This is a genomic window from Delftia sp. WSY_12, from assembly GCF_043104645.1.
Lineage (GTDB): Bacteria > Pseudomonadota > Gammaproteobacteria > Burkholderiales > Burkholderiaceae_C > Comamonas > Comamonas tsuruhatensis.
Window position 1 is genome coordinate 19,621 of the sequence record NZ_JBICKW010000035.1, and the last position, 13,861, is coordinate 33,481.

Sequence of the window (13,861 nt, forward strand, 5' to 3'; positions counted from 1 at the left end):
CGTGGCCAAGAGGCAGGGCGATTCCTGCTGTTCCCCATCCCGGAGCCCATCCCGGAACCCAGTCCGTGAACATGAAAAACCTCCTTACCCGCCTCAAGACCGCATTCAGCAAGCCTGCACCCGAGCCCGCTCGCCCACAGGAACACCAGCAACACCAGCGCCAGCTGCAAGAACCCCAGGCGGATGCTGCAAAGGACGAAGTACTCATCAACGCCTACTGCACCGTCTGGGACCTTCCTGCGATTGACTTTCCGCACACGCTGGCCGGGCGCCGCGATCTGTCGGACCCCGAGCTGGCACCGCATCTTTCCGGCTTTGTCGGCTATGTGCTGGGGCGCGGCGATGGGCAGATGACGCGCAACTGCTACCACGCCATGCGCCATATCCAGCGCGTGCAGCAGCACCTGAGCCTGGGCGTTGCGCCGGAGCAGCTCGATGCCTTTGCCGGCTGGGCGCAGCGCGCCAACGCCATCGCATTTCTGGCGGACGGCAGCATCCGCGACCCGCAGGGCCGCATCCTGCTGGCCGCCAACGGCGCCGAGCCCGATGAACAGGCCGCGCTGCCCTATCCGCAGCAGGCCTGGCAGCGCAAGCAGCGCAGCGAGCAGGCGCTGGCGCAGCGCGGCTTCACGCCAGCGGCCAGCCTGCCGCCGCTGATCTCCGAGCCCGAACTGCGCATGCGCGCGCCCGACGAGATCGCCGCACGCGCCTTCGCCCTGCTGGCCGTGGCCGTGCGCGCCGAATCGCTGAACGAAGCAATGAACAGTGGCGAACCGCTCACGCCCGACGAGCTGTTCCAGCGCCTGCCAGCCGCCCAGGCCGCGCTCACCCCCAACGAGCGTGACTTCATTGCCACTGCCCAGCCCTCCGAAGAGGCCATCGCCAAGTTCGGCTGGCGCTACGAAGCCGCGTACTTGCTGGAATGGGCGCTGGGCCTGGTCGATGCGCTGCCGTTCCCCGACGCCATCTGCGACGTGCCGCTCACCTCGCGCGTCCTGCTGCAGGCCGGCGACCTGCAAGGCGCCCTGCATGCCGCACGCATGCGGCCCGACAGCGACATCCTCGACGCCCTGGACCAGCACTACCGCCTGCACTGGATCGTGCGCCAGGCCCAGGTGCAGCAGCAGCCCGCGCCCGCGGGGCTGAACGCCGACGTGCTCATGGAGCGCCACCACGCCCTGAACTGGCTGGTGCGCTTCGAGGGCAATGACTGGGATGACGTGGACACGCCGACCTGAGCACGTGGCATGGCCGCACAGCCGGCCCTCTTTATATTCCTGTTTGAGATTGAAACTCATTCAACTGTCTATACTCGCCGCTTCGCAGCCCCCGGCACCGCCTGCCGTTGGGCCAAGGCGGCCGGGCATGGCCATCCGTTGACTGATCCGTTGTTGGCTCCCGTGGTCGTACGCTATTACCGAGAACTGCTGAGGTTCCTACAAAGGGCCGTCAAGGATCGCGACACGGCCGAGGATCTTGCACAGGAAAGCTATGCGCGCCTGCTGGCCGTGCAGCGCTCTGGAGAGGGCATTGCCGAACCGCGTGCCCTGCTGTACCGCACAGCGCGCAACCTGGTGATCGACCAGTACCGCCGCAGCGAGGTGCGTGGAGCGCATGCGCCGCTGGATGCCGGGCCGCAGGCGCAGGGCGCGGATGACCTGGCCGGCCCCCAGGCCTGCGAGCCCGAGATCGCCGCCATGTCCTCCCAGTCCGTGCAAGCGCTGCTGGCCGCCATCGGCGCCTTGCCGCTGCGCTGCCGCGAGGCCTTCATCCTGCACAAGTTCGACGGCATGTCCCAGGCGGAAGTGGCCCGGCACATGGGCATCTCCACCACCATGGTCGAGCGCCACATCAAGCTGGGCATGCAGGCCTGCCGCGCCTGCCAGGACCGCATGGACGGCACGCTTGCGCCCGCCGCATCGCCCCGGCCGGGAGACGCTCGATGAGGCCAGACCTTGCATGGCCTGCGCGGACTGCGGCCTGTGCCCTCACCCCGTTTGCCCCGCACGCGGGGTTGGGTTCGCGGCTGTCCGTGCGTCTGCTTCCCTGTAGCCTGCGTCATTCGCATGACTGAACACCTCCCCCCAGCCCGGCCCACCGATGCCAGCCGCAGCGCCGATGCCCAGGCGCTGGACTGGTTTGCGCAATTCAGCCAGCAGCCGCAGGCCGCCTTCGATGATGCGGACTTCCAGGCCTGGCTGGCCGTCGATCCGGACCACCGGGCCGCCTTCGAGCGCTGGCAGGCCGACTGGCGCCGCCTTGATACGCTGCCTGACACCGCCGTCCAGCAGCTGCGTCGCCAACTGGCTGCCGACAAGGCCGCGGACCTGCTCGGGCAAAGGGCGCAGCCACGGCCCGCCCCCGCTGTCCAGCCAGCCCGGCCAGCATGGTCCGCTCCGCTGGCCTGGCTGCGCGGCTGCACGGCCGCCGTGCCCCGTGCCGCGCTGGCGGCCGCCGTGCTCCTGGTGGCCGGTGGCGCGGGCCGCATGGCCTGGGAGCATTGGCAGAGCCGGCCCCTGTTTGTCCAGGACTACGCCACCGGGCGCGGCCAGCAGTTGAACGTGGAGCTGCCCGACGGCAGCCGCTTGCGGCTGGACACCGCCACCCGCGTGCATGTGGCGCTGTACCGCCAGCGGCGCGAAGTGCGCCTGCCCGAAGGGCAGGCCGTCTTCCAGGTGCACGGCGATGCGGACCGGCCCTTCGATGTGCTCGCCGGCAGCGTGAAGGTCACCGTGGTCGGCACCCAATTTGCCGTGCGCCACACGGCCGGCAGCCCGGTGCAGGTGGCCGTGCAGGAAGGGCAGGTGCGGGTGTCTGCGGCCGGCCCTTCCGATGCCGTGCTGCTCACTGCGGGCCAGCAGGTGCAGGCCGATGGCGATGGCCGCCTCTCGGCTGTCGGCGCCGTGCCGCCTGCCGGCATCGCGCCCTGGCGCGACGGACGCGTCAGCTTCGACAACGTGCCGCTGTCGCAGGCGCTGGCGGAATTCGAGCGCTATGGCCCCACGCGCCTGGCGGTGCGCGATCCTGCCGTGGCCGCCATGCGCCTGTCCGGCACCTTCGACCCGCGCCGCCTGGACAACTTCCGCAAGGCCCTGCCCAAGGTGCTGCCCGTGCGCCTGCTCGACCCCCAGGGTGGGGAAGGCGCGCAGACCCTCATCGTCGCCGCGCCCTGAGACGGGCGCTGCGAGTTCCTCAAAAATTTTTCACGGGCGGGTTGGGGTTTTGCCGTGCCGTGCGTCTACCTGAGAAGGATTCGTATTCGCAGCCTTCCGGAGATTTCCCTCATGCCCCGTTCCAGTTCCATTTCCATTCCCGGCTCCATTCCCGGTTCCGTCCTCTTCACCCCCGTCCCGCTGGCCCTGGCCACGGCCTTGCTGCTGGCCACCATGGCCGCGCCGTCCCGCGCCCAGTCCCAGGCTCCGTTGCAGGCGCTGCCTGGCGCGGGTGGTACGGGTGGTGCGGGTGGCGCGTCGGCCATGGCCTCCGTGCCGGTGCCGATCCGCATCGCCTCCCAGCCCCTGGCACAGGCGCTGGACACGCTGGCCCGCCAGGCTCGGCTTGAATTGATGGTGCAGCCCGCACTGGTGGAGGGCAGGACCGCACCCGCCGTCGAAGGCCGCCTGAGCGCTTCCGAGGCATTGGGCCGCCTGCTGGCCGGCACCGGCCTGTATGCGGAAATCGACGGCAGCGCCGTCATCGTGCGGCGCATGCCCCAGGGGGCGGCCACCGGCTCGCTCACCCTTGCGCCCGTCAACGTCTCGGCCAAGGCAGAGCGCAGCGCCATCACCGAGGGCTCCGAATCCCTGGCCGCGCGCGCCATCAGCATCACCAAGGGCGACCAGGCGCTCAAGGACATACCGCAATCTGTCAGCGTGCTCACGCGCCGCCAGCTGGACGACCAGGGCATCACCGACCTGCGCGTGGCCGCCAACAACGTCACCGGGACCGTGGGCGTCAAGGGCGTGGGGCAGGGCATGGTGCTTTCGGCCCGGGGCTTCCAGATCGACGCCTGGCAGTACGACGGCGTCGCCATCCCCCGCAACAACTACGCCCTGGGCAACTGGGGCACCGAAGGCATGGTCTTCTATGACCGGCTGGAAGTGCTGCGCGGCGCCTCCGGCCTGCTGCAGGGCACGGGCAGCCCCGGCGGTGCCGTCAACCTCGTGCGCAAGCGCGGGCAGGCGGAGCGCACCGTCGCCATCACCGCCCGTGCCGGCTCGTGGGACCGCTACGGCCTGCAGCTCGATGCGGGCGGGCCCCTGAACAGCGAAGGCACCCTGCGCGGCCGCGTCGTGCTGGACGAATCGCGCAGCCACTCCTTCGTGGACTACGTCAACGACCGCACGCGCTCCCTGTACGCCGCCCTTGACTACGACATCAGCCCCGACACCACCGTGGGCCTGGGCATCAGCCACTCCGACAGCAACGGCCGCCCCATGATCCGGGGCCTGCCGCGCTTTGCCGATGGACGCGACCTCGGCCTGCCGCGCTCCACCTTCGTCGGCGCCTGGTGGAACCGGGCCAGCATAGAACAGACCACCTTCTATGCCGACCTGGACCACCGCTTCAACGCCGACTGGAGGCTCAAGGTCTCCACCCTGCGCATGAGCGAGAAAAACACCTCCGCCCACCAGCGCATGCACGGCAACGTCGCGGCCGACGGCAGCGGCCACACCTATGCCAACTGGGTCACCGACTTCGACTCCACCAAGGTCGGCCTGGACGCCTTCGTCAACGGCCGCTTCCAGGCGCTGGGCCTGCGCAATGAAATCACCGTGGGCGCCAACTACTCCCGGTACAAATCCAACGACATGTATGCGCGCACCTTCACGCCGGGCGGCAACATCTTCAACATCGACCACAACCGGCCCTGGCAGAACCTGGACACCATCATGGCCGGGGGCGGGATCAAGACCCTGCCCCGGTACGACGTGGAGCAAAAAGGCATCTACGCCAGCTGGCGTGCCAAGCTGGCCGAGCCGCTGACCGCCATTGCGGGCGCACGCGCCAGCTGGTACGACTACCTCTACAGCGTGCCCCTGTCCAATGCCCGCACCTCCATCACCGCATCGGGCGAGATCACGCCCTATGCGGGCCTGGTCTATGCGCTCACGCCCCAGTGGTCGGCCTACGGCAGCTACACCAGCGTCTTCGAGCCGCAGTCCGAGCGCACCGTGGCCGGCAACGTGCTGGACCCCATCATCGGCACCAACTACGAAATCGGCCTCAAGGGCGAACTGCTGGACGGGCGCGTCAACACCTCGCTGGCCCTGTTCCGCTATGACCACAAGAACCGCGCCGTCAACGACGTAGCCTCCGGCATGGCCTGCGACGACTGGTACTGCTCCACCGCCTCGGGCAAGGTGCGCAGCCAGGGGCTGGAAGCCGAAGTCAGCGGCGAAGTGCTGCGCGGCCTGCAGCTCATGGCCGGCTACACCTACAACACCACCAGGTTCCTCAGCGACCCCGTCAACCAGGGCAAGGTCTTCAGCACCTGGACGCCCCGGCACATGCTGCGCGCCTGGGCCGCCTATCGCCTGCCCAGTCAATGGAGCCACCTGAACGTGGGTGCCGGCTTCACTGCACAGACCCATACCCTGGGCTATGACCGCTCCTTCAAGGTCCCCGGCTTCACCGTCTGGAACATGCGCCTGGCCTACCAGCTCACCCCCGAAGTCAGCCTTGCCATGAACCTCAACAATGTCTTCGACAAGCGCTACTGGATCCCCGGCTTTGCCGAGCAAAACGGCAACAACGACTTCGGCGACCCGCGCAACGTCATGTTCACGCTCAAGTACACGCCGCGCATCTGAGAGGCAGGCGGGCCACCGTCAGGCCGGTGCGGTCCTGGCTCCAAGCGTGACAGTGCCAAGCCAACGGCATGGGTGCCATGGCCCGTCGGCATTTTGCAGATGGCAGGACCCGTCGGCTTGCACCTGGATCCGGGTGGGGTATCCGCTGGACCAGGGGATGGTCCAGTCGAAGGGCAGGACCAGCAGGGCCTGGGGCGGTGCCATGGCTTGTATGTCCAGTGGCTGCCACGTGTCGGGTGCAACGCAATCTTCGGTGCACGGCAAAGGCAGTTGCGGCTCGTAGCCCACCACCCAGGCCCAGAAAATGCCGGGCTTGGGGCCGTCACATTCCGGCGACTCCAGCATCAGCAATGCACTTCCTGCCTGCTCCACCGCATGGGCGCAGAGCAAGTGTGTCTCGGCGCATTGCGCATGTGCCTGCACGTTGCAATCGGGCATCAGCACATCGAGGATCTGCGCCATCTCCTGCACGCCGGCAACAGCGGGCAAGTGAGTGGGAAGCTGCAGGAACAGCCAGCTTCGCTGCTCCAGCACCACGGTGCACCGGCGAACGCACCACCAGACGCCATAGGGGTCGGCCGGGGCAACGGGGTCGGATGCCATCGGCAGCTGTGTCCAACTGGTGTGGCCCGATTCCGTGCGTCTCCTGTATTGCCAGTGCTCATCAAAGCGCAGGCCGCAGATGAGGCGGTGATCGAGACAGATGTCTTCCTGCGGAACCTCCCGCTCACATGGCTCTGGTGCGTCGTCGGGCTTTTGCATTATTCGGATCCGAAAAGGCCGCCGTTGCCGGCGCTGTGGTTGTCCGACTGCGCCACGGTAATGGCCCCGATGCACCGGTACCGGCCCCGGCGCGCATCGATGCCATCCACACCGCACAGCCCTTCGCCATCCACCGTCATCCTCAAGGCGTGGTTCCTTGTCAGGGGAGATTTCGAGCCGAAGGGCCAGATCAGCAGGGCGCGAGGACGCCCGGGCACGTCAAAGGCCGAAGTGCGCTTGGCGCGCTTGAACTTCTCATGCATTTCCACGCCGACCACCCAGGCCCAGAAAACGGGTGGCGCGCCAACACTCAAATCTTCGGCCTGCAACTGCAGCAAAGAGCAGCCATTGGCAAGCAGCGCATCGGTGCTGCGCAGCAGCGGCGCCTGTGCCGTGCTCTCGTCGAGCACCTTGACGTTCCAGTCCGCAAGCATTGCGCCCAGGGCCAATGCCACATCGCCGCATTCCGGCTGCACAGGCAGGCCCGGGGGCAGATGCACGGAATGCCAGGGCATGCGATTGAGCACCGCAACGCACTGGCGCACGCACCACCACGCGCGCTGTGGATCTGCTGCAGCCACGCCGCCTGCGCGGGTTGCCGGCAGTCGCGCCCAATAGCGACGGCCTGACGGCATGCGCGCCGCGTACGTCCACAGCCCGTCAAAGCGCAGCCCAGGGGTGAAGCGGTGGGTGACGTGCGCGGTCTCAGCCACGGGACCTCTCGTCATCGTGTGCCGAAGGGCTGGCACCGTAGGGAGTCTTGATGCCACAGCGGTCCCCGATGCGCATGAGCGCCATACCCAGGGATGTGCGCGGCTCTTTGGTCTTGCCCAATGCGAGGTCAGAAATCGTTGCTTGACCGCAGCCCACTTCGCGGGCGATCTGGCTTTGACTGACACCCTTCGCTGCAAGTCTGGCGAGGTAGTCTTTCCATTCCATAGTTTCATGCTATCGAAAAGTCGATTTTTTTACAATCGAATTTGACATATCGGTTTTCCGTAAGCTACGGAGCATGTCAACCGATTTCGGCCAACGCCTCAAAAGCGCTCGCAGTCTCGCGGGCCTCACCCAAGCGCAGCTGGGCCGCCAGGCGGGCATGGGGCAATCGACCATTGCCGACCTTGAGAGAAGCGGAAACGGCACCTCCAAAACAGCCACGCTCGCGTCCCTGTGCGGTGTCTCGGCCCTGTGGCTGGAATGCGGCAAGGGCCCCATGTCGGCCGATGCCGCAGCGCTGCAGCGCCACCTGCCCCAGGGCACGCGCCGCTACCCGCTGCTTGGCCTGCAGCAGGCCGGCGGCCGCAGCGCAGAAGACGCCATGGACGATGCCAACGATGAGCATTTCCTGGGCATCGAAGTCGCCAGCGACAACGCATCGCCCCGTGCGTTCTTCGTGCGACTGGAAGACAACGCCATGGCCCCGGAAATCCGGGAAGGGGACCGCGTGCTCATCGATCCCGCCCTGCCGCCGCGGCCCGGGGACTGCGTGCTGGCCACCGACTCCCGGCAACAGGCCATCTTGCGCAAGTACCGGGTGCGCGGCCTGGACAAGGCCGGTGCGGAAATCTTCGAGCTGGTGCCGCTCAACGAAGACCATCCCACACTATCCAGCGACGAGCAGGCGCTGCAGTTGCGCGGCACCGTGGTGGAGCATCGCCGGCGGTTCCAGGCCCGGTAGCAGGGCCGAGGCCTTGGCACCGCTGCGGCGGCCTTGGTGCTGCCGGCTGCCGCGCCCGTGATTCATGGATGGCGGCAAGGGACAAGCGGCTTGGGCAAATCTTCCGGCTCGGGCAGGTATCAACACAGTGGGTGCCCCTGCAGGAGGCCGGCATGGCCGAATTGGTCGACTTGACCGCATTGGCCATCTCGCGCGGGCGACAGAGTCACTGCGGCCAGGCAGCGGCACTCGCGCCACTGCCCGTCAATGCCATCCACGTCGCAGCGCCCATCGCTGTTCATCTGCACCCGCGCCGCATAGCCGCAGGCCCAGGGCATGCTCCAGCCAAAGGGAATGGTCAGCAGCGCGGCAGGGCGGGGCGCGCGGCTTGCGGGCCATGGCTTCACCGGCGCGGGCCGCATCTTCTGATGCATCTCCACGCCAATCACCCAGGCCCAGAACGTGCTCTGCGGCCGCCGGTGCAGCGCCTCTGACTGCAGTTGCAGCACCGCCCCGCCTCCTGCCATCACCGCCTGGGTGCAGGACTGCATGGACATGTGCCCGGCCCCTGCGCTCAGTTGTACCTGCCAGCGCGGCATCAGCGCGTTCAGGGTCAGCGCCACATCTTCCGGCCCCGGCCGCAAGGGCATGTCTGAAGGCAGATCCACCGACTGCCACATCTCCCGCCGCAGCACGGCAGCGCAGCGCCGCACACACCACCAGGCGCCATGCGGATCAGCCCTGCCCGCATCAGGCTGCCCCAGCGGCAGCCGCGACCAACAGGCCCGGCCCGATGGCGCGCGGGCGGCGTACTTCCATTGCGCAGCGAAGCGCAGACCAGGGGTGAAGTGGTGAGTGATGTGCATGGATGTAGGCGTCTGCGTCTAGTTGAAGCTTGTGCGGCCAAGTTGATCCAGAGTTTGGACAGCTTCACCGAAAGCGGTATGAGGAGTTTTAAGTTGAGCCATAGGCTGGCTCTTCAAAACTGGCGAATTCAAGTGAATTTGCACTAACTCTATCGTACCGAAATCGGTATAGCAAGACCAAAGAATGCTGCCCATGCGCAGCTTCGTGAACGCAACATTGGCCGAAAACGTTGCCCTGATGATCAAGGGCAAGGCGATCGGGCGCCTGCGTAGTGACATGAAGAGTGCTGGATTCGACATCGGGCAGGGCACTTTGCAGCGCATCGTTGCCGGGGAAACCGGTGTGCGAATGGAGTCACTGCAGAAGTTTGCGGATTACTTCAGTGTGGACGTAGATACCTTATTGCGAGGCCGTGTCGCGGAAGGTGAGGACTTCATCCAGCTCGTCCGCCTGGATGTTGAAGCCGCGCCCGAACGCTCTCGAAAAACCAATCTTGTCGAGGAACTCGGGGCTCTACAGTTCCGACGCGATTTTCTGCGTGCTATCGGCGTCAGCCCGGTGAACGCGGGCATCGTCCATGTCACCGGAACCAGCATGGAGCCCACGATTCGGGACGGGGCCGTGCTCTTGCTCAATCGTGCGGATCGAACGCCGCGCCGTGGCAGCGTCTATGCATTCGCGTGGGAAGGGCAGATGCTTGTGCGGCGCTTTCAGCGGGTGGGTGACGTTTGGCATGCCGTGGCCGACAACGCTGATAAAAGCGAGCACCCGGATATCGTCATTGCCGGGAAGGCTGAGGGCCTGGTGCAAGGGCGAGCCATATGGGTCGGGGCCAAGCTCTGAGCCTGTCCTGGCTTGATGGCTGACTTCCCCATCGCCGCGAAAACTTGCATGCCTTGTGCATGCGTTTGGGATGGGGCAGTCGCAGAGCCAAGCGCTTGGGCTCTCCCTCGGAGCTGATCAACCGGCTTGGCCGGTCGTCTAGTTTCTGGTCTGGTATCGACCCATTTGGTCATGCTGATCTGTGGGATGTGGGTGTCGGCTTTGCAGCGATTGCGGACAAACGCGAGCTTCCGCCGGATGACCGCATACCTGCTTATTGCGGCCCTTCCTATTTATCCAACAGTTTCTCTCCTCACAGACCTGGTGCGGAAGGACTCGTTCAGAAACGACTACGTTTGCGTTTGTACGTCCGGATTCATATTGGCCTTCGCATAAGCCCCAGTGTAGTCAACCCGCACGCCTCCACTGTACGTTGACGGGTACCTTGGTCCCTGCCCTAACGATGGCGCGGGTCAATGAACTCGGCGCCGTCCTGATCCCCGATCGGAAGTGGCTCGGCGGCAGAAGCCATGCGCATGACAGCTTTCCTCTGCTAGTCTCTGCAAAACGAGAGTGAGGAAGCGACAATGTTCAAAGAACTTCCGTCCGGGCTAAGCTTGTGGACGCATCAAAAGCACGCCATCCAGTTTCTGATTGCTCACCTGAGGAAGAGCGCAGATCCTTGCTTGGTGCGAATGCCAACCGGGACGGGGAAAACTGGCGTGATTGCCTGCCTGTCACTGTTAAGTTCAACCGGACGAACCCTCGTCCTGACGCCTTGGACAAACCTTCGAGATCAGATGATCGGAGCGCTCAAAACGGGCTTTTGGCAAAACCTGAACGTAGCTGCTCCGGCAGGCACGGTCGTTGATCTCATTCCGTCTTCGGCAAAGGCGACACTCAAGGACGATCGCGTCAAGGTCATCGTTTGCACGTTCAGCACTCTGACCGACCTGAAACGGACCAACGAGGCGCTGTACTACGACCTAGCGTCTTTCGTAGACACGATAGTAGTCGACGAGTGTCACTACGAGCCGGCCATCGAGTGGGGCAGGGCCGTCAAGAGTATGGCTAAGCCGACCGTGCTGCTAACCGCGACGCCATACCGCAACGACCTGAAGCTCTTCCGGATCAAGGCCACGACAGACTCGGTGTTTCATTTCACTCACGCGCAAGCCGAGGCTGAAGCGATCATCAGAACCCTCGACTTCGCTTCTCTGGGCAGTTCGCAGGATGTTCCGGTGCTGTGTCGCGCGTTTGCGCGTGCATGGGCTGCAGCCAAGAAAGACGACCGCTTGGCGAGCCGAAATCCAAGAGCCATTGTCTGCTGCGCAACTGCAGCGGACATTCGATCCGCGGTTGCGGTGCTCAGGGCAACGGGACTAAAGGTCGTCGGCATCCACGAGCAGTTCGAAGGTTCATCCGATGCCGACTTCGTGAAAGACGTTCCGGCGCTGGATCATCCTGCGGAGATATGGGTGCATCAGAACAAACTTACAGAGGGGTTGGATGACCATCGCTTCTGCGCGCTCGCCTTCGTGTGTAATGTCAACAACGATCGAAAGCTGGTGCAGCAGATCGGCCGTGTACTTCGCAAAAATGCCTCCGACGTCGGCGATGTTCCCGCGATGGTCTTCTCGCCAGTCGATTTCAGACTCAAGGAACGATGGCTTGCATATAGAGACTTCGAGGTCAGTGCCACCGTTCATGACTCAGAGCATTTTCGCAAAGTGGTGGAGGGCATACTTGAGTCTCAGCCACCCGTCGAGTATTTCGACGGTCGCTTTCGGAGGCGGTTCCGTACGGATGTACTTTCCGATAATCCACAGGTCGCGATTGCCCCAAGTGTCCTAATACGAAGAGTTCAGCCCGGGTTCACTCTGAAGGCCTACATCGAAGACTCAACGGACAGTTTAAACCTGACCGATGCGATCATTCTTGGTACGCCCAACGCGCCATGTCAGCAGTCTGCGCAGTTTGCGCTTTGGGTCTACGCTTCAGTTGCGAATTCTCGCTTGCTCGAAGACACGTCCCTATACGAGGTTAAGCTGGAAGCTCACTGCGCGGTTCTCGCTGGTGATTTCCTTCTCGTCTCTGACACGACCGGGACATATCCAGAGGCCTTGCTAGAGAACCTCACTGTGGGTCTTGGTGCAACAGATCTTGCGCGGCTCCTGGACAGGAGCTATCGTGTCACGAACGTTGCGGTTAGCAGCGCGATTCCGTTTGACACGGTGCTGCGCGCTTCGGAACTCCGTGGCCACGACTTGAACAGTATTCCCGCCTCGCTGACTGATCGTGTCCAGATCTGCCGCGCGGCCCGTGGAGCTTCGGCCGCAGGGCGCCGATATGTCGGTCTCCATCGCGGTCGCGTACGCGAGGAACTCTCAGAGCGCGCACGCAGACAGCACTCCCTGTCTGCATTCAAAGCTTGGGCAATGACTATCGGAAATTCGCTCTCGAATACAAGCGCCGACCATCCCGTCCTGCAACGTTACATGCAAACGTGCACACCACCTGATGCGCCAGTTCCAGTTGCGATCTCCGTTGATCTTGCGCTGCCTGGCGTAGCCGTGACAAAGCCTGACGGCACCAATCTCTTGATTTTTTCATCGTCGGTCGACATCAATCCCAAAGCTGGCACAACTGGCCTGTTCGAGTGCACCTTCAAGTTTCTAGTCGGCAGTGATCCGACCACCTCGGTTGAGGTCGAACTCACTATCGAGTATCAGAAATCTCGAGGTAGATTCTGGTTCAAGGCCCGTGCTGGCAGCGTGCACGTACACGAAAGAGATGATGGGCGAAGCACAAAGCGCAGTTTCGCGGACTACCTCAATCAGAACCAGGAAACGTTGTTGATCGGGCTGGTCGGCGGGGAGATGGTCTATCAGGGCCGAAACTTCTACATGATCGACTACGAGCATGCTGAGCGCGCCTTGTTCGGTCAGATCACTACTCCTGCGATTGCGGCCTGCAGCAACGAGAAGGGAACAAAAGAGGAACTCGCCCAGGCCAAGGTAAAGGGAGGGAAGGCCACCAGCTTCATTGAGGGATCTCTGTTCAAGCGAATCGCAGAGGGCGCCCTGCCTATGAACTTCGTGCCAGACCTCATCATCTGTGACGACCTTGGTTCCGAATGCGCAGACTTCGTGCTGGCGAACTTCGACGAACGCGAACTTGCCTTTGTGCACGCCAAAGCCGGTGCCGGTGCTGGGATTTCCGCCTCAGCATTCCATGATGTCGTAGCTCAGGCGATGAAGAACCTCGTCTACATGGCCCGCAACAACGAAGTCCCAGAGGGGATCGCTTCATGGACCAAGGAAGCTAGGTGGAACAACACGAACATTCCTCGTCTCTACACGCGACCAACAAAGTGCCCCACCGGAGCTGACCTGTGGCAGAAGCTTCGAGACGAGATCATCAACACTGCCAACGCACAGCTGCATGTAGTGTTGGCAACCACGGGCTGCTGCGATCTGCCAATGTTGCAGGCGGCGGTGAAAGACCCGTCAAAAAGAACATCGGAGACTGCGCAGTTGCTCCACTTGCTCGATGGCCTGGTAGGTTACGCGCGCCAGCTTGGCGTGCGCGTAACCATCTTTGACGTTCCATTTAAGGCGCCCCCAAAGAAGCCGGCCAAAAAAAAAGCGCCCGCGCGTAAGACGGCGGCAAGGCCATAGAGATGGCACCACCTAGAACTGTCGGGCAATCCGCTGATATCGCGGGGCGGGCATCGTCCAAGCGTCTGGCTTGGGGCGTACGAGGGAAGATCCATGTGATGCCTTGGCAAAGTGTTGACCCCGTGAACTTGTGTATGGCCCGTGTGCTCTTGCTTGTGAGCAGCTCATCCAGGCAATATTGCGCTTGCAATCGCTTTATGCAGACCTTCCTTAAGTGAATGGCATTACGCTCAACAGCGGCTTTTTATGGGCGAACAGTA

The 13,861-nt window shown here is 63.9% G+C and carries 10 protein-coding genes; 7 read left to right on the forward strand and 3 right to left on the reverse strand.

Going from position 1 to position 13,861, the window contains the following annotated elements; genetic code table 11:
* The first annotated feature begins 71 nt into the window (after positions 1–71).
* From ACF8LI_RS21330 to ACF8LI_RS21345, 4 genes are all read left to right on the forward strand, one after another.
* Positions 72–1,238 (forward strand): DUF4272 domain-containing protein, encoded by a 1,167-nt coding sequence (locus tag ACF8LI_RS21330; RefSeq protein ID WP_392414025.1) that lies wholly within the window; start codon positions 72–74, stop codon positions 1,236–1,238.
* 162 nt (positions 1,239–1,400) lie between these two features.
* Positions 1,401–1,946 (forward strand): sigma-70 family RNA polymerase sigma factor, encoded by a 546-nt coding sequence (locus tag ACF8LI_RS21335; protein WP_250439545.1) that lies wholly within the window; start codon positions 1,401–1,403, stop codon positions 1,944–1,946.
* Between the two features lie 120 nt (positions 1,947–2,066).
* On the forward strand, positions 2,067–3,173 hold the full coding sequence (locus ACF8LI_RS21340; RefSeq protein ID WP_046988654.1) for a FecR domain-containing protein: 1,107 nt from the start codon (positions 2,067–2,069) through the stop codon (positions 3,171–3,173).
* Between the two features lie 111 nt (positions 3,174–3,284).
* Complete coding sequence (locus ACF8LI_RS21345; RefSeq protein WP_392414026.1) at positions 3,285–5,813, forward strand: TonB-dependent siderophore receptor; 2,529 nt, start codon at positions 3,285–3,287, stop codon at positions 5,811–5,813.
* An 18-nt stretch (positions 5,814–5,831) separates the two neighbouring features.
* On the opposite strand, the gene ACF8LI_RS21350 is transcribed toward ACF8LI_RS21345, so the two are convergent.
* Both ACF8LI_RS21350 and ACF8LI_RS21355 read right to left on the reverse strand, forming a co-directional pair.
* Positions 5,832–6,575 (reverse strand): hypothetical protein, encoded by a 744-nt coding sequence (locus tag ACF8LI_RS21350; protein WP_392414027.1) that lies wholly within the window; start codon positions 6,573–6,575, stop codon positions 5,832–5,834.
* Positions 6,575–7,288: a hypothetical protein gene (locus ACF8LI_RS21355; RefSeq protein ID WP_392414028.1), complete on the reverse strand. Its 714-nt coding sequence runs from the start codon at positions 7,286–7,288 to the stop codon at positions 6,575–6,577. Before ACF8LI_RS21355 ends, ACF8LI_RS21350 begins: the two co-directional genes overlap by 1 nt.
* 299 nt (positions 7,289–7,587) lie before the next feature.
* Here ACF8LI_RS21355 and ACF8LI_RS21360 point away from each other — a divergent pair, with 299 nt between their 5' ends.
* Positions 7,588–8,253 carry a LexA family protein gene (locus tag ACF8LI_RS21360; RefSeq protein WP_392414029.1) on the forward strand — a complete coding sequence of 222 codons (666 nt, stop codon included), beginning with the start codon at positions 7,588–7,590 and terminating at the stop codon, positions 8,251–8,253.
* A 119-nt stretch (positions 8,254–8,372) separates the two neighbouring features.
* Here the strand turns inward: ACF8LI_RS21360 and ACF8LI_RS21365 are convergent, their stop codons facing one another.
* Complete coding sequence (locus ACF8LI_RS21365; RefSeq protein ID WP_392414030.1) at positions 8,373–8,912, reverse strand: hypothetical protein; 540 nt, start codon at positions 8,910–8,912, stop codon at positions 8,373–8,375.
* 379 nt (positions 8,913–9,291) lie between these two features.
* Between ACF8LI_RS21365 and ACF8LI_RS21370 the strand changes: the two genes are divergently transcribed.
* Together ACF8LI_RS21370 and ACF8LI_RS21375 are read left to right on the forward strand one after the other, a co-directional pair.
* On the forward strand, positions 9,292–9,942 hold the full coding sequence (locus ACF8LI_RS21370; protein WP_392414031.1) for a helix-turn-helix transcriptional regulator: 651 nt from the start codon (positions 9,292–9,294) through the stop codon (positions 9,940–9,942).
* A 566-nt stretch (positions 9,943–10,508) separates the two neighbouring features.
* Positions 10,509–13,601: a DEAD/DEAH box helicase gene (locus ACF8LI_RS21375; protein ID WP_392414032.1), complete on the forward strand. Its 3,093-nt coding sequence runs from the start codon at positions 10,509–10,511 to the stop codon at positions 13,599–13,601.
* The last annotated feature ends 260 nt before the right edge of the window (positions 13,602–13,861 follow it).